Origin of the sequence: Bacillus sp. EU55, assembly GCF_038005925.1 — a bacterium.
Taxonomy (GTDB): domain Bacteria; phylum Bacillota; class Bacilli; order Bacillales; family Bacillaceae; genus Bacillus; species Bacillus velezensis.
On the sequence record NZ_JBBOUE010000001.1, the window covers coordinates 3,564,413 to 3,579,971 of the forward strand.

Here is a 15,559-nt window from a genome sequence, read left to right on the forward strand (position 1 = left end):
TTGTTTTTTTATCGGTCATTCACAAGGATATAAGCGGCTTTAACGGGTCCGTGGACGCCGACAACCAAATCCATTTCGATATCGGCCGAGTTGCTCGGTCCAGTAATATAGTTGATGCAGGAAGGAACGGTGACGCCGTCTCTGATCTGCTGTTTCAGTATATCGCTGGCCTGTGTCATTCTCGGCACAATGGAAGATTTCGGGATGATTGCGATATAGGTGGTCGGAAGCAGGCTGACAGAACGGCCGGCATGCTCTGACGCATACAAAACGACGGTGGCTGATTCTGCAAGCGTAATCTCGCTGAATGTGATGCCCACATTCGCTTGTTCCGCTTTTTCAATATTTTTCGCTCCTTGTTCCGCGTCCCATTCCCAAACTGGAATCCCTTCATCCGGCCACTCTTCTGTCATAAGGGTCTGCAAGCCGTACGTTTCAAACCGGCTGTCCTTCGGAATGATGACAGGCCCTCCTTCAAAGCGGTTCACCTGCGTGCGCAAAGCGTCGTAAAGCCCGGCTGCATCCGTTTCGATCAGTTCCGTATGAATGTTGACGCAGTGGTCTTTCAGCATCGTGACAAGATCGTCTTCCGTACAGTCCGCATGCGTTTGATATTGAGGCTGATACTTCCATTCAGGCAGGGACACGCCTGATTTTCTGCGCTCTCTGCCCAGATTTTCGGCGATCCGGTTTAAAAAGGATTCCTGATGTGTAACCGTCCCTTTCATCATCATTCTTCCCCCTTTTGTTTTTCCCGGTCTTTAAACCAATCTCTGAATCTCGATTTATGCGGCGCCGGGAAATCCCGTATTGCCGTCCATTCTTTTAACGGCCCCGGCCCTTTTGATATTTTGTCATCTTCCGTAAACGGCGTCATGGCGGCAGGCGCCCATTTCGATCCCATTTTATAAAGGGACGGGGATGACGAGCCGAGCCCGAAGGCTTTCATCGCCAGTTTTTCACTGATCGGCGCTTTGCCCTCTTTTTCCACGATGTTCTGCCGATGCTTGAGCAGCAGCTCGTGCAGCGGAATTTTAACGGGACATGCTTCCGTACAGGCCGCACATAAGGAAGATGCGTACGGGAGCTCCTTGTATTCGTCATATCCGCCGAGAAGAGGCGATAAGACGGCGCCGATCGGACCCGAATAGATGGACCCGTACGAGTGTCCGCCGACATGCCGGTACACGGGACAGACGTTGATGCAGGCGGCGCAGCGGATACATTGCAGCACCGATTGAAATTCCGTGCCGAGTATGCGGGAACGCCCGTTGTCCACAACCACAAGGTGGAATTCCTCAGGCCCGTCAGCTTCTCCTTGCTGACGAGGTCCCGTCAGCGCCGTAATGTAACTTGTAAGCCGCTGGCCGACCGCGCTTCTCGTCAGCATGCTGACAAGCACTTCAAACTCAGAAAATGACGGAACGATCCGCTCCATTCCCATCACGGTGATCTGCGTCTTCGGCAGCGCGGACACAAGGCGGCCGTTTCCTTCGTTCGTCACGAGACTGACCGATCCGGTATCCGCGATCGCAAAGTTGCAGCCTGTAATGCCGACATCCGCTTCGAGAAATTTTTTCCGGAGAACGCTGCGCGCGTGCATGACGAGCTCTTCCGGTTTTTCCGTCTGTTTGTATTCGAGTCTCTCTTTAAACACGTCACGGATCTGCTCTTTGTTTTTGTGAAGAGCGGGAGCAACGATATGTGACGGCGGATCGTGATCGTCAATCTGGAGAATGTATTCGCCGAGATCCGTTTCTGTGACTTCACAGCCCTCTTCCTCAAGCACTTCGTTCATATTGATTTCTTCTGTCACCATGGATTTGGATTTTACGATTTTTTTGGCGTTTTTCTGCCGGATGACATCGCGGATATAGGAGGACGCTTCTTCCGCCGTTTCGGCGAAAAAGACGTGTCCGCCTCTGTTGGCGACATTTTCGGCGAGCTGTTCCAAATAGAAATCAAGATTGTCCAGCACATGCTGTCTGATTTCTTCCGCATGGGAACGCCAATCCTCCCAGTTTCCCAATTCCTCGGCCGCCTGAAGCCTTCTTGTCCTGAGCCGTTCCTGCGCACCGGAGACGGCTCCTCTCATAAACTCATTATCTATTCCTTCTGATACCCGCTCTTTAAAAGCGGCGGTACCGATTTTCATCGCCATGATTTTCCCCCCTTGTTGTTTCTCGTGTTATCTGCTGTTCAGCACTTCGGCGATGTGCATGACTCTGACGTTTTTATCCTTACGGTCAAGACGCCCGCCGATATTCATCAGACAGCCGCAATCCGCCCCGATCAGCACTTCGGCCTCCGTGTCTTCCACGCAGGCGACCTTCTCATCCACCATTTGTTCAGAGATTTGCGCCATTTTCACAGAAAACGTTCCTCCGAATCCGCAGCATTGATGTTTTCCGGGAAGCGCGGTCAGCTCGAGCCCCTTGACATGGCGCAAAAGCTTCATCGGCTCCTCCGACACGCCGAGCAGCCTCGTCATGTGGCACGATGTATGGACTGTCGCTTTTTTTTGCAGCACCGCCCCGACATCCTCCACCCCGAGAACGTTGACGATAAAATCTGTTAACTCATATGTTTTGTCCGCAAGCTGCTGCGCTTTTGCCGCCCACTTCGGATCATCCTGAAACAGATGCGGATATTCACGGAACATCGTCGTACAGGAACCTGACGGACTGACGACGTACTCCGCTTCTTCAAACGCGGCAATCATCCGCTTCATCGCTTTTTTCGCATCCGTCACATACCCGCTGTTGTATGCGGGCTGCCCGCAGCAAATCTGCCCCTCGGGAAAATCCACCTCACACCCGAGCCGTTCCAGCACCTCAACCGTTGCCTTTCCGACATTGGTCTGGAACATATCCACAAGGCACGTGACAAATAATGAGACTTTCATGATGAACCCCTCTTTCATCCTCAATATGTGATCCGGTCATCTGATGACCTGTTTTTGGGAAAGCTCTATGAATATCCTACACTATTCTGAATATGGATTGGAAGGTTTTTCTGAAAAATCCTTTCGCCTGATGTGCTGAAGGGGACAAAAAAAGAGAAGCCCGAAAGCTCCTCATGCTGCTCTACATCCCGTTTTCCAGCAGGCGTCCCAGTTTTTGCACACCCTCTTTTATCGCGGCTTTACCGGCATAACTGAACGACAGGCGAAGATATTCCGCACCGTCTTCCTGATGCAGAAAAAAATATTTTCCGGGGACATAGGAAACGCCGTGAGAAAGAGCCCTCGCCAGCATTGCGGATGTACCCGCCCCAGGCGCTTTCACCCATACAAAGTAACCGCCTTCAGGCACGTGCCAGGATGCGGATTCCGGAAGATATCGCGCTGATGCGGCGAGCAAAACGTCACGTTTGCTTCGATATGCTTCCCGCAAGGCGGCGAGCCGTTCTTCCACATTCGTTTGTTCCAGATAGACGGCGGTCACCGCTTGGGAAAACGGGTGGCCTAAGTCTTTTTTTAACCATGACAATGCCGTGATGAATGCGGCGTCCCCTGCAATCCAGCCGATCCTCATACCCGGGGCGATGACTTTTGATAATGAACCGGCGTACAGCACCCGGCCGTTTTGATCCATGGCTTTCAAAGGCGGCGGAATATCGGTGAATCCGAGCTCACCGTATGCATCATCCTCCAAGATGAGAAAATCATACGCTTCGGCAAGCTGAAGCAGGCGGGTTCTCCGCTTCGCTGACATTACGGTTCCCGCAGGATTCTGAAAAGCGGGTATCGTGTAGAGAAGACGGGGAATCAGAAGCCCTTTTCGTTTTCTTTCCTCAAGCATGAACGCTAATGTTTCTGTTTGCAGGCCCTCTTGATCTGTCGGAATGCTCATGATATGCAGTGTGTAATTTTTAAAAATCTCGAGGGCTTCCATATAGACCGGAGCTTCAACGGCAGCGGCGGTTTGTTCATCGAGGAAAACCCGGGCTGCCAGATCTATCGCCTGACAGGCGCCTGACGTCACGAGCAGCTCATCGTCCCGACAGTGAATGCCGCGGGTGGCTAACCGTTCTTGAATCTGCTTTTTTAAAACGGCCGTCCTCGGGCTTCCCATATAATGCAGCGGCAGATCGCGCTCCTCATCCAGAAGGCGGGCGGCGGCTTCTTTCAGCTCCTTCTCAGGAACGAGTGCGGGATCGGGATAGCCGGAATGCAGGGGGATGCACGCTTTCGGAACTGCCGGCATCCATTCCCCGGGAGGATCGTTTGTCAGAGCTTTCTTTACATGGTCAGAAAAAAAAGATTCGGCCTGCATGTGATGTTATCCCCTTTCACAAGTCAGCTTCTATACATTTTCTTCAAAATAAGCCCCCAGCACTTCTTCCACATTCGTCAGATGCGCCGTCATCGCCGCTTCCGCTTCATCCGCGTCTCCGGCGGCGACGGCGCTGTAAATGCGTTCATGCTCTTCATACAATCGCTGCACGCTCGTTCGTTTAGAAAACAGCCAAATTTTTCTCGTTTCTCTCATTGTTTCCAAAAGGAGCGCGGAGACATGATTCATGAGATGCTTGAGCAGCCCGTTTTGTGATGCTTCCGCCAGCGCCATGTGAAAGGAGAAATCCGCTTTTTCGCCCAATTCCTCGTCTCCATCAATGTCTTTCATCTCCAGGAGAGCTTGGCGGATTTTTTGTAAATCGTCTTCGGTGCGTTTTTCAGCGGCCATGGCGGCGACGCCGAGTTCAAGCAGCTTTCTGACTTCGAGCAGCTGTTTGACGTCCTCTTTTTTCATCAAGAGGGCGGAAGAAAGCGGCTGGGAAACATGAGACGGCTCAAATTCTCTTATGTATGTGCCTTCTCCCTGCTTCATGTCGACGAGCCCCATCGCTTTCAAAGCCGACAGCGCTTCTCTGACCGCCGAGCGGCTGACCTGAAAACTCTCAGAAAGCGCCTGAACGGAATCAAGCTTTTCACCCGGCTTAAGCTCGCCCGCTTTTATCTTCTCCAGCAATGCGTCAGCGACTTCTTCGTAGATTTTTTTCGTTTTAATTTGTTTATATTTCAACGCGATCACCCCGTCACTTGTGAATCTTGATGTTTATCGTCTATTATACTTCTTTTTTCGCACCGCCGACAGGTTCAGACAATTTGTTCAAGAAAAGTATTGTACTTTCAAAACTTTCAAAATATAATGCTAATTAACCCGGTCATCAGATGACCTTATCATAAAAAGTAATCGCTTACATGACATAAGGAGGGGTTTTTTAGGGATGCAATGGACACAGGGGTACGCTCCTTTAGGGGGAAATTTGCTTTTATCGGCAGCTTGCGCGCTCGTGCCGATTATCTTCTTTTTTTGGGCGCTTGCGGTGAAACGGATGAAGGGGTACATCGCGGGGCTTTTCACGTTAGCCGTTTCACTTTTAATCGCTGTATTTGTTTACGGCATGCCGGCGGAAAAAGCGGTGATGTCCGCTTCTCAGGGAGCGGTGTACGGGCTGCTTCCGATCGGCTGGATTATCGTCACATCGGTCTTTCTGTATAAAATCACCGTGAAAACGGGACAGTTTGAGATTATCCGGAGTTCGGTGCTCTCAATTACAGATGACCGGCGTTTGCAGGCGCTGCTCATCGCCTTTTCATTCGGGGCGTTTTTAGAAGGCGCCGCCGGTTTCGGCGCTCCCGTCGCGATCTCGGCTGCTTTGCTCGTCGGACTTGGTTTTCAGCCGCTGTATGCGGCGGGGATTTGCCTGATTGCCAATACGGCGCCCGTTGCCTTCGGTGCGATCGGCATTCCGATTACCGCCGTCGAAGGTCCGACCGGGATACCGGCAATGGAAATTTCTCAAATGGTCGGCCGGCAGCTTCCGTTTTTATCCGTCTTTATTCCGCTTTACTTAATCATTTTGATGAGCGGGTTTAAAAAGGCTTTTGAGATATGGCCGGCCATTCTTGTTTCCGGCGTCTCCTTTGCGGCCGTGCAGTACGCAAGCTCGAATTTTTTAGGGCCTGAGCTGCCGGATGTGCTGTCGGCGCTTGTTTCCATGGCCGCGCTCGCTGTGTTTTTGAAATTTTGGAAACCGAAAACGGCCTTTCGTTTCGCGGCAGAACGGGAATCAGCAGCGGCCGCTGACCGGGCGCCGATCAAGTACGGGGGCGCCGCGGTGTTTAAAGCGTGGTCTCCTTTCCTTCTTCTGACGGCCATGATATCCGTCTGGGGGATTCCCAGCGTGAAGGCTGCCTTAACCGGTCATTACGAAGGAACGTCAATGTGGCTTTCCTGGCTGAATGCAGCCGGGCGTGCATTGACCTTCACGCCTCCCGTCCCATTTGTAAATCAGCAGATTCTTCAGGCGGACGGCACGCCGATTGAAGCCGTGTACAAACTTGAGCTTTTCGGTTCAGCGGGAACGGCGATTCTGATTGCCGCCGTCATCTCCAAGTTCGCCCTCGGCATGTCGTGGAAGACATGGGGCGAAGCGTTTATAGAGACGGTGAAAGAGTTAACGCTTCCGGTCGTCACCATTGTTTCTGTTGTCGGCTTTGCTTATGTGACGAATGCTTCCGGCATGAGCACGACACTCGGTCTTGCGCTTGCCATGACGGGCGCGATGTTTACCTTTTTTTCGCCGGTGCTCGGCTGGCTCGGCGTATTTATTACCGGCTCTGATACGTCGGCCAACCTGTTGTTCGGCGGATTGCAAAAGGTAACGGCGCTCTCTGTCGGGATGGACCCGGTTCTCTCCGTCGCCGCCAATTCATCAGGCGGTGTCACCGGAAAAATGATTTCTCCGCAATCCATTGCGGTTGCCTGTGCCGCTGTCGGTCTGGCGGGCAAGGAAGCCGACCTCTTCCGCTTTACGATTAAGCACAGTCTGTTTTTGCTTCTGCTCGTCTGTCTTATTACATTTTTACAGCATCATCTGTTTTCATGGATGATCCCGTAACACGGAGAACCTCCCCGGGGTTTGGCTCGGGGAGGTTTCAGCTGTACCGTTTTCTCGCCGATGACGGCGGAATATTTAATTGGTCACGGTATTTGGCGACGGTGCGCCTTGAGATTCGGATGTCATATTGTTCATGCAGCAGATCGGCAAGCTTTTGATCTGAAAAAGGCTTCTTTTTATCTTCTTTACCGACCAATGCCTCCAGATGCGCTTTTACGGCATAATTGGAGGCGCCGCCGTCCCCCGACGATTCAGCTTTCGCCGAGAAAAATGTTTTCATTTCAACCAGTCCGTACGGCGTCTGAACGTACTTCCCTTTGATGGCCCGGCTGATCGTTGATTCGTGGAGCTCCAGCGTTTCTGCCACCTCTCTTAAGGTCAGCGGCTGCATTCCGCTTTTTCCTGTGAGAAAAAAAGATTCCTGCCGTTCAGTCAGGACGCCGATAATTCTCGTGATCGTTTGTTTTCTTTGCGACAAAGCCCGGTTCAGCCAGCGCCATTCCTGATATTTTGCCGACAGATAATTTTTCGTGTCACGGCACCCGGCAGCTGACAAGAGCGGCTGATAATGGGTATGAAGCTGGATGTCAGGAAACGAACGGCTGTTGAGCCGCGCTTGAATGATGCCGTTTTTCACCGTGATGAAAATATCCGGTTCCACGTAAAAACCCGGCTCCTCATGCGCATAACGGAGCCCCGGCCTCGGATCAAGGGCGCTGATCATGTCAGCGATGTCCTGAATGTCTTTAAGCGGAATGCCCGTTTTTGTTGTAAGCGCTTTCCCGTTCTTTCTTGCAAATAGCTCAAAATAGGCTTCGGCAATCCATTCCGCCTGTTCGTTCCGCTCAGGAAGACGGCGGAGCTGAAGAAGGATGCATTCCTGCAAAGACCGGGCGCCGATTCCCGCGGGCTCAAGGGATTGAAGCTTTTTCAGAACCGCTTCCGTCTCCTCTTGTGAAGCGGATACATGGTCGGCGGCAGCTGGTATGTCCTCTTTTAAATATCCGTTTGCGTCCAATGAATGTATCAGATAATTGAAAATCTTTTTCTCATCATCGGACAGCTTCATGTCTAAGGCTTGCTGTTTGAGCGAATCCTGCAGCGTTTTGCGGGTATGTCTGATCTGCTGGCTTCCGTCCCGTTCTTTCATCCTGTTTTTATTTGTTTTATGGTAAGATAGTGGCGGCGTGTCTGTTTCCTTTCGTTCAATCAGAGGGTTTTCCAGTGAGAGCTCATCAATATATCCGGCCAGTTCCGCGGAATTGTATCCGAGTAATGTGATAGCCTGTTTAAGCTCTTGCGTTAATTGAGGCTTTAACATTTGTGTTTGCTGAAGTTTGATATCAATCATGCTCACTCCCCTTTTTTCATTGTACATGATTGGTTTCATACCGTATATACTTATTAAAAGGAGTTGCTTTATAAATGTCAGAACTTTTTTCTGTTCCTTATTTTATTGAAAACTTTACACAGCACATTGAAATGAATCCGAATGAAGACCGAATTCATGCGATGAACAGCTATTACCGCTCCGTCGTCTCAACCCTTGTTCAGGATCAGCTGACGAAAAACTCGGTTGTGCTCAAAAGAATTCAGCATTTGGATGAGGCGTACAACAAAGTAAAACGCGGAGAAACAAAATAAACCTTCCGCTTATTCAAAGCGGAAGGTTTTCCTTCGTGCCGGCGGTTTCCCCGATCAGACGGACGTCCGGCGCTTCGTGCATCCAGGTGTGATAATAGTTGGCGTTTTTCCCGTATGAATTATCAATGACGGTATTCGGTTTCCCGAGAAGCGAGGACAGGATGTGGCCGTGAAGCCTTGACGTTTCCACTGATTCGTACCTGCTGAAAAACAGAACCGCTTTTTTCGTCAAGAAATCGGAATAGCGTTTCCAAAACCGCGCAATCGGCAGCGGGTTTCCCGCTTTTTTATTCAAAACATTCAGTGTTTGGAAAAAAACGATTCCCCTGCGGTCGCTTGCTGACAGCACATCCTGCCAGTCGCAGCTTTTAACGGAAGGATTGTTTTGCAGCTTCGGATTGATTTCCCCATCCGTGCGGATAAAATGAAGCCTGCCGCGTGACGGAGCCGCTGACGCCGCGATCGGATACAGCTGATGGGCCATATCAGGCATAAGCCCGATATGATTCGCCGAAAAAAAGCGTTTCGCGGTCTCGTATGACACATGATCCCTCGTAAACAGGTGGAGATCCTTGTGCCCCGCAAAAAGCGCCGATGTCTTTTGCAGCCGTGTCTCATCCTGATAATAAATCGATTGCGGCAGGATGACGATCCTGTTTTCCGGAAAGGATTTGACGATTTTTTCCCTGAACGTCTGATAGTACGGATAGAGATCCCCGAAATTTCCGCCACCCTGACAGACGATGATCGTCTTTTTGTCCGCCCGGCGCCCGAATGGAAAATTGTCGGGATTCCAGCGCTGTTTCACGCGGATGCCGTGCGCTTTAAAAAACGCCTCCGTCCCTTTCATAATCAATAAATCCCCTACATTTCCGTATAGGGGATAGTCGGCATATATGATGTCAGATTGCGGCGGTATAACGCTGAGCAGACCCGTCAGCGTCTCTTTTAATCGGCTCATAACATGGCGGCTGTCCATGTTTTCTCCCCTTTCGTTTCAAACAGTTGCGCAAGTGCGTCAATGACACGCTGCTGCTCCTCAGAAGACAGGTCAGACCCGGATGGCAGACAGATGCCCCGGCTGAAAAGGTTCTCAGAGACACGCTCATGTTCGCTGTGAGGATAAAAGACGGAAGATGAGAAAAGCGGCTGCGTATGCAGCGGTTTCCACAGCGGCCGGGCCTCAATATTCTGTTCCGCAAGACAGGCGACGGCTTCTTCCGGCGTCACGCCGTTATCAAGCGTCAGAGCCGTCAGCCAGCGGTTTGAAACCGTTCCTTCAAGCTCCGGCATCATGCGGATGCCCGGATACGTTTCCAGCGCTTCCCGATACCTGTGAAAGATTTCTCTCCTCGCCCGGACGCGATCTTCAAGCACTTCCAGCTGCGATATCCCCACGCCCGCGAGAATGTTGCTGAGCCTGTAGTTATAACCGAGCTCGCTGTGCTGGTAATGAACGGCGGCATCTCTCGCCTGTGACGCAAGAAACCTCGCTTTTTCAATCGCGGCTTCATCGTCAGACACGAGCATGCCGCCTCCCGATGTTGTAATGATTTTGTTGCCGTTAAAGGAATATATGCCGAAACGGCCGAACGTGCCGCTCTGCCTGCCTTTATATGTTGATCCTAAGGACTCGGCAGCGTCTTCAATCAGACAGACGCCGTATGCGTCACAAAGGCTCATTAATTCATCCATTTTCGCGCTTTGGCCGTAAAGATTGACGGCGATCACCGCTTTCGGGAGTCTGCCGCGCCGTTTTGCATCCCGCAGCGCCCGCTCAAGCGCATCAGGCGACATATTCCACGTCTCCCATTCCGAATCAATAAAAACGGGCTCAGCCTGCTCATACACAATCGGATTCGCCGTGGCGACAAACGTAAAGGAAGGACAAAATACAGCGTCTCCTTTTTTCACACCCGCAAGCCGCAGGGCAAGATGGATGGCCGCCGTTCCCGAGCTTACTGCCGCCGCGCTTTTCACTCCCGCATATTCCGCGAGCCGCGCTTCAAACGAATTGACGAGCGGACCGAGCGGGGCAATCCAATTGGATCGGAAGGCTTCTGCGATGTATTCCTGTTCTTTTCCGCTCATATGAGGCGGAGACAAATAAATCCGTTTGTTTGTTTGCATGAAATCATCCTTTTTCATTATGGATAGGGGAGATGACGCGGGCCGGAACGCCGACCGCCGTCACATGGCCGGGAATTCGGCTGATGACCGCAGCCCCCGCGCCGATAACGGACCAAGGGCCGATGTCAATCTGCGGTATGACGGACGCGCCGATTCCGATGTGCGTTCCTTCCCCGACTTTCACTCCGCCGGCAAGCGCCGCGCGCGGTGAAAGATGGACGTAATCTCCGATTGCATTGTCATGATCGGCAACCGCGCCCGTATTGATGATGCAATGGGCGCCGATGTCAGCGCCCGCCTGAATGACGGCGCCCGCCATCACAACCGTTCCGTGTCCGACGGAAGCCGTTTCACTGACGATCGCCCCGGGGTGAATGAGTGCGGCATAATCGTCATCTTCAAGCCCAAGCGTTTCAGCGAACTGCTTTCTGACGCCGTTGCGGCCGATGCATATCGTGAATACGGCCTCGGGGACGAGTTTCCGAAGCATGGGCACGTCTTTCGTCCGGCCCGTATATAAACCGTTCCGAACGGCAAAACCGCTGAATCCGTCATCCAATATGCCCGCAAGCTCCATATCGGAACGGGCCTGCACGATTTCCTTCACGACTTTTCCGTGTCCGCCGTTTCCGATCAGCACGACCTTTTTCACGATGACATATCTCCGCTGCCTGTGAAGCGCTTTGCCGTCACATGGCCGGCTTGATGTATGCCTTCTGACACGAGAACTTTTTTCACTGTTAAAAGCAGAATCTTTAAGTCGAGAAGAAATGTGCGGTTGTCGACGTACCACACGTCGAGCTTGAATTTTTCCTCCCATGAAATCGCGTTTCTCCCGTTAATCTGCGCCCAGCCCGTAATCCCCGGCTTCACCTCGTGGCGCCGCGCCTGCTCCGCCGTGTAAAGCGGCAGATAATCCATCAGCAAAGGGCGGGGGCCGACCAGACTGATATCTCCTTTGAGCACATTAAAAAGCTGGGGAAGCTCATCGATGCTCAGTTTTCTGATCAGCCTTCCCGTTTTGGTCAGGCGGAGATGATCCGGAAGCAGCACACCGTTTTCATCACGCGCATCCGTCATCGTCCTGAGTTTATACAACGTAAACGGACGCCCGTTATGCCCCGGTCTCGTCTGTTTGAACAATACCGGAGACCCGATGGCGCATCTGACGGCGGCCATGGCGAAGAGAAGGATGACGCTTGCGCCGCACAATAACAACACCGCGGCCGCTATATCAAATACACGTTTCGCCTTCAAATCTGAACAGCTCCTTTCACTTTTCGGCATTTCTGTAAAGCAAGCCGCCTTTCTTCTTTCGTACAAATGAAGAAAAAAGCGAATGCGGCATAGCTTATGCATACGGCAAGCCCCGTAGCGATCAGGCCGGCCCAGCTGTCAAGCGGTGAAAACAGCCGGATACCCCGGCAGACAGCCCAGGCAAATACGGCCGCCGCCAACGGGCCGAACATTCCTTTGTAAAACGCGGTTTTCTGAAAACCGGTAATATGCGAAACATACAGCGGCGTGAAGACGGCATTTTTCAAAATGAGCGAGACTGCACCGGCGATGGTGATGCCGTACAGCCCGAGATGTGCCGGTCCGCTGAGAACCACGGCCAATATGACATTCAGTCCGCCTAAACATAAAGTAACGACGGCGGGCGTTTTTTGTTTATTAAAAGCCGTCCATACGTAAAAAAGCGGCATGACAGAGAGACTGACCGCCAAATACGCGGCGTGAATGTATAAAAGCGGCGCCGTCTGCACAAACGACGGGCCCAGCCAAATCGCCAGAAACGGTTCGGCGAGCCCTCCTAATAATGCGGCGGGAAGCGCGAGCAGAAGCCCGTTCAGCCGCACGGCCTTATTGGCGTAAGACAGGAGACCTTCCATATCGCCTTTTGAATAGTAGGAAGTCAAAACCGGCGCAAACAGTGAAGCAAGCGTCCCGGCAAGACTTCTGAGCAGGAGCGGGAATTGAATAATCGCCGCATAGACACCCGCTTCAGACGGCCCCAGCACGAGGTTGGCCGTCATGAGGTCAATCTGCAGAAACAGCAGCACGCCGATCTGGTTGACAGAACTCCAGGCACCGGCCGAAAACAGCACTTTGCTCGTCTGTAATGACAAGGTTTTACGGCTGAAAGAAAACCACGGAATCAATTTCTTAAAAAAGAAAAAAGTCAGCACGGCCGCACAGACAGCTCCCGCTAATGCCGAAAGCTGGATCTGCCAGATTTTCGGCGGCAGGCACGTAAACAGAGCGAGCACACACAGCACCCTGACCAGCATTTGCACGGCCTGAATGGAGCTTGTGATATAAAGCTTGTTGGCGAAAAACGGCCCCGTCGCGAACCCCGCCATAAAAAACGTCAGCATAAACAGCACGCTGCCGATCACGATAGAGAGCCTCACATCCGTTAAGAGCCCGGCCGGTACATTCATAATCTTGTCAATAAAAAAAGCCGTCCCGGCGAGCGGCACAGCGAGCAATAGAGATATCACGACAGACGCGGCTAAAAAATTGCTTACATACGCATTGGCCTCGTCCTTGTTCCCCCTGTGGGCGGCGACGGAGAAAAACCTCACAACGACAGAGCTCAGCGCAACGGTAATTATAGAGAAATAGTTAATGATATTCTGTGTCAGATGGACAAACCCAAAAGCCTCCACACCTAATGTTTTCACAATAAAGGGAGTCATCCACACTGATAAAAACACCGATAGTAAAAACGCCGTCACATTGGCGCCGAAATTAATGGCAAATTTCATGCTCCTTCCGCACTGCCTTTCTCTTTCGATTTCCGTTCGAAAAACGCATGCAGAAGAAGAGGAAGGCGCATTTTGCACAGGCCGAGCACCACGCGCTCCCCCGCCAGCAGCTGTTTATGGCGGCACGGCGTCCTGCGCACCGCCGTTTTTACCATGTCATACGTTAAGATTCTGCCGATGTGCGCCGTAATCTGGTGTGACGGCTGCGGGGCGGCGCATGCGTTGGCGATCAGCATCGGAATCTGATGCTTGCACAAATATGTATCGATATCGCTCCGGCAGGCGTCCGTCAGCCCGTTCGCCTCATAAAAAGCCATTTTCGCTGCATATTGCTTTTGCAGTTCTTGATCTAAGTGGGGCTTAAACGGTGTTTCTGTAAGACTTTGCGGATTTTCCCGGTAGATATACAGCCCTTCGTCTATCACTTTGACACGCGCGGCTTGGCGGAACGCTGCCAAGTTAAACGGAGAGTCCTCGGCAAACCGGATATCTTCATGGAACAACAGCCCTTGCAATGCTTCTCTCCGGTATATATAGCGCCACACATACCAAATAAACCGATGTTCGTGCGCACGTATCAGCAATGCAGTCATTTCATCCGCTGTGAAGACGCGGCCCGCCGGAATGGACGGCGGCATATATGTTCTTTCTTTAGACGGCGTTTCCTTATAATAACCGCAGCCGGCGATATCCAGCCGGTTCTTCTCCGCTTCTTCATAAAGCCGCTCGAACATCGTTTCCGTCACATAGTCATCTCCGTCCGCAAAACCGATATAACGGCCGCGGGCGGCTTTTATTCCGGCATTGCGGGCCGAGCTGAGGCCGCCGTTTTCTTTATGAATCACCCGGATCCTCGTATCTTCTGCGGCGAATTGTTCGGCAATCCGGCCTGACTGATCCGGTGAACCGTCATTGACAAAAATGATTTCGATGTCTCTCAGCGTCTGTTTTGTTAAAGAAACCGCGCATTTTTTAATAAAAGGCTCTGTCTTATACATCGGCACGATCACGCTCACAAGCGGCGCGGTCATTGGGCATCACCGCTGATTTTCGAGCGCAGCCCGGCAAAATAAACACTGCGCAAAGAACCGCCTTCCTCATGCTTGCCGCTGAGCAGCCGGTTTACGGCGGACGTTACGGCTTCAGGGTCGGGACGTTCAAGCAATGTCATGTTCGGTATGTTTTTCAGCCATTGATAGCCTTCCATCACCTTATGATCAAACGAACGAATGACGACACAAGGCGTTTTCGTCAGCGCACAAAAAATCATCCCGTGAAGCCTGTCAGTGACGACGGCTTCCGCGCCTTTCAGCGTATTCCAAAGCGCTTCCAGCTCCTTTTCGCGTGTATGGCGGCTGACCCTCCGGCCGACCGTCGTGGTAAAGGAATGCAGCTCTCCGTACTCTTTTGCCAAAGCTTCTTTTACCATCGTTCTGTCCTCAGCCGTCAGCGCACTCTCCTTATCCTCCCGTAAACAGAGGTAGATCCCTTCCCGCGGGATGTGCCGCTCGCTTTTATCCAAATATAAGACCATGTCAGGCTGTTTGAGCACTGTTTTTCCGGGAAAATGACGCTTCATCCATTGATACGTCGTCTCATCTCTCGCCATTAACAAAAGGTCGGGATGCGCATTGTACACTTTTCTGGCGCGCTTCAGTTCCTTCCGTCCCTTTTTTGATTCAGAAAAGTGAGCCGTCGCCGGAAGCTGAACGATCCGATATTCCCGGAATGTTTTGATAATAAAGCGGCGCGTCCATTCCTCATACCGGTACAAATCCCCCATGTTCCCGCCGCCGATGATGAATACCATATCATCGGGGTGGCGCTTTTTGATCAGCGCTTTTGCTGATCTGTATATATCCTTCATATCCACCTCGACAATGTCAAAATCGGGATACTCCCGTTCAAGAAACGTTTTGCTTGCGTAGGCGATGGCGTGATCGCCGAGATTATCGTGGGACGGGAGCAGCGTCAGAATGATCTTTTTTCTTGCCGCTGAAAGCCCCGACCCATCCGCTGCCGTTCCGAAATGAAATTGGGACGGGTATTTGACCTTTAGCAAAAGCCATTCCGCGAGATTGATTTTTAAAGATTGTATCGACATG

15 protein-coding genes are annotated in these 15,559 nt (G+C 51.8%); 2 read left to right on the plus strand and 13 right to left on the minus strand.

Features of this window, described 5'->3' with window-relative positions; all coding sequences use genetic code 11:
- Nucleotides 1–8 precede the first annotated feature (8 nt).
- The 5 genes from NYE50_RS18175 to NYE50_RS18195 all read right to left on the minus strand — a co-directional run bounded on the left by NYE50_RS18175 (nt 9) and on the right by NYE50_RS18195 (nt 5,027).
- Complete coding sequence (locus tag NYE50_RS18175; protein ID WP_021495223.1) at nt 9–731, minus strand: LutC/YkgG family protein; 723 nt, start codon at nt 729–731, stop codon at nt 9–11.
- Nucleotides 731–2,161, minus strand: a complete 1,431-nt coding sequence (locus NYE50_RS18180; RefSeq protein WP_007407375.1) for a LutB/LldF family L-lactate oxidation iron-sulfur protein — start codon at nt 2,159–2,161, stop codon at nt 731–733. The genes NYE50_RS18175 and NYE50_RS18180 overlap by 1 nt, the downstream gene beginning before the upstream one ends.
- Nucleotides 2,162–2,188: 27 nt before the next feature.
- Nucleotides 2,189–2,905, minus strand: coding sequence for a (Fe-S)-binding protein (locus NYE50_RS18185; RefSeq protein WP_014418920.1), 717 nt, complete (start codon nt 2,903–2,905; stop codon nt 2,189–2,191).
- Between the two features lie 181 nt (nt 2,906–3,086).
- Nucleotides 3,087–4,277, minus strand: coding sequence for an aminotransferase-like domain-containing protein (locus NYE50_RS18190; RefSeq protein WP_159354606.1), 1,191 nt, complete (start codon nt 4,275–4,277; stop codon nt 3,087–3,089).
- Between the two features lie 30 nt (nt 4,278–4,307).
- Nucleotides 4,308–5,027 (minus strand): FadR/GntR family transcriptional regulator, encoded by a 720-nt coding sequence (locus NYE50_RS18195; RefSeq protein WP_017418877.1) that lies wholly within the window; start codon nt 5,025–5,027, stop codon nt 4,308–4,310.
- Between the two features lie 205 nt (nt 5,028–5,232).
- Here NYE50_RS18195 and lutP point away from each other — a divergent pair, with 205 nt between their 5' ends.
- A complete protein-coding gene (lutP, locus tag NYE50_RS18200) occupies nt 5,233–6,909 on the plus strand; it encodes an L-lactate permease LutP (protein ID WP_159354607.1) in 1,677 nt (558 codons plus the stop codon).
- A gap of 37 nt (nt 6,910–6,946) precedes the next feature.
- On the opposite strand, the gene rpoN is transcribed toward lutP, so the two are convergent.
- Nucleotides 6,947–8,260 carry an RNA polymerase factor sigma-54 gene (gene rpoN, locus NYE50_RS18205; protein ID WP_159354608.1) on the minus strand — a complete coding sequence of 438 codons (1,314 nt, stop codon included), beginning with the start codon at nt 8,258–8,260 and terminating at the stop codon, nt 6,947–6,949.
- A gap of 74 nt (nt 8,261–8,334) precedes the next feature.
- On the opposite strand from rpoN, the gene yvfG reads away from it, so the two are divergent.
- Nucleotides 8,335–8,553, plus strand: coding sequence for a protein YvfG (gene yvfG, locus NYE50_RS18210; protein ID WP_003151570.1), 219 nt, complete (start codon nt 8,335–8,337; stop codon nt 8,551–8,553).
- Nucleotides 8,554–8,566: 13 nt separating this feature from the next.
- On the opposite strand, the gene NYE50_RS18215 is transcribed toward yvfG, so the two are convergent.
- Genes NYE50_RS18215 through NYE50_RS18245 form a run of 7 tightly spaced genes read right to left on the minus strand, consistent with a single transcriptional unit; the run spans nt 8,567 to nt 15,558 of the window.
- Nucleotides 8,567–9,532: a polysaccharide pyruvyl transferase family protein gene (locus NYE50_RS18215; RefSeq protein WP_172869894.1), complete on the minus strand. Its 966-nt coding sequence runs from the start codon at nt 9,530–9,532 to the stop codon at nt 8,567–8,569.
- On the minus strand, nt 9,511–10,683 hold the full coding sequence (locus tag NYE50_RS18220) for a DegT/DnrJ/EryC1/StrS family aminotransferase (protein WP_017418873.1): 1,173 nt from the start codon (nt 10,681–10,683) through the stop codon (nt 9,511–9,513). Before NYE50_RS18220 ends, NYE50_RS18215 begins: the two co-directional genes overlap by 22 nt.
- A gap of 4 nt (nt 10,684–10,687) precedes the next feature.
- Nucleotides 10,688–11,335: an acetyltransferase gene (locus tag NYE50_RS18225; protein WP_022553817.1), complete on the minus strand. Its 648-nt coding sequence runs from the start codon at nt 11,333–11,335 to the stop codon at nt 10,688–10,690.
- Nucleotides 11,332–11,940, minus strand: a complete 609-nt coding sequence (locus tag NYE50_RS18230) for a sugar transferase (protein WP_007407383.1) — start codon at nt 11,938–11,940, stop codon at nt 11,332–11,334. The genes NYE50_RS18225 and NYE50_RS18230 overlap by 4 nt, the downstream gene beginning before the upstream one ends.
- Complete coding sequence (locus tag NYE50_RS18235; protein WP_159354610.1) at nt 11,937–13,454, minus strand: MATE family efflux transporter; 1,518 nt, start codon at nt 13,452–13,454, stop codon at nt 11,937–11,939. The genes NYE50_RS18230 and NYE50_RS18235 overlap by 4 nt, the downstream gene beginning before the upstream one ends.
- Nucleotides 13,451–14,485 (minus strand): glycosyltransferase, encoded by a 1,035-nt coding sequence (locus tag NYE50_RS18240; protein WP_159354611.1) that lies wholly within the window; start codon nt 14,483–14,485, stop codon nt 13,451–13,453. Before NYE50_RS18240 ends, NYE50_RS18235 begins: the two co-directional genes overlap by 4 nt.
- Nucleotides 14,482–15,558, minus strand: a complete 1,077-nt coding sequence (locus NYE50_RS18245) for a polysaccharide pyruvyl transferase family protein (protein WP_053285132.1) — start codon at nt 15,556–15,558, stop codon at nt 14,482–14,484. The genes NYE50_RS18240 and NYE50_RS18245 overlap by 4 nt, the downstream gene beginning before the upstream one ends.
- Between the last annotated feature and the right edge of the window lies 1 nt (nt 15,559).

What these genes read in the sequence shown, in the direction of transcription:
- yvfG (WP_003151570.1), top strand. Translation starts at nt 8,335, where the DNA reads ATGTCAGAACTTTTTTCTGTTCCTTATTTTATTGAAAACTTTACACAG.
- NYE50_RS18175 (WP_021495223.1), bottom strand. Translation starts at nt 731, where the DNA reads ATGATGAAAGGGACGGTTACACATCAGGAATCCTTTTTAAACCGGATC.
- NYE50_RS18185 (WP_014418920.1), bottom strand. Translation starts at nt 2,905, where the DNA reads ATGAAAGTCTCATTATTTGTCACGTGCCTTGTGGATATGTTCCAGACC.
- NYE50_RS18245 (WP_053285132.1), bottom strand. Translation starts at nt 15,558, where the DNA reads ATGTCGATACAATCTTTAAAAATCAATCTCGCGGAATGGCTTTTGCTA.
- NYE50_RS18215 (WP_172869894.1), bottom strand. Translation starts at nt 9,532, where the DNA reads ATGGACAGCCGCCATGTTATGAGCCGATTAAAAGAGACGCTGACGGGT.
- NYE50_RS18220 (WP_017418873.1), bottom strand. Translation starts at nt 10,683, where the DNA reads ATGCAAACAAACAAACGGATTTATTTGTCTCCGCCTCATATGAGCGGA.
- NYE50_RS18240 (WP_159354611.1), bottom strand. Translation starts at nt 14,485, where the DNA reads ATGACCGCGCCGCTTGTGAGCGTGATCGTGCCGATGTATAAGACAGAG.
- NYE50_RS18180 (WP_007407375.1), bottom strand. Translation starts at nt 2,161, where the DNA reads ATGGCGATGAAAATCGGTACCGCCGCTTTTAAAGAGCGGGTATCAGAA.
- lutP (WP_159354607.1), top strand. Translation starts at nt 5,233, where the DNA reads ATGCAATGGACACAGGGGTACGCTCCTTTAGGGGGAAATTTGCTTTTA.
- rpoN (WP_159354608.1), bottom strand. Translation starts at nt 8,260, where the DNA reads ATGATTGATATCAAACTTCAGCAAACACAAATGTTAAAGCCTCAATTA.
- NYE50_RS18235 (WP_159354610.1), bottom strand. Translation starts at nt 13,454, where the DNA reads ATGAAATTTGCCATTAATTTCGGCGCCAATGTGACGGCGTTTTTACTA.
- NYE50_RS18190 (WP_159354606.1), bottom strand. Translation starts at nt 4,277, where the DNA reads ATGCAGGCCGAATCTTTTTTTTCTGACCATGTAAAGAAAGCTCTGACA.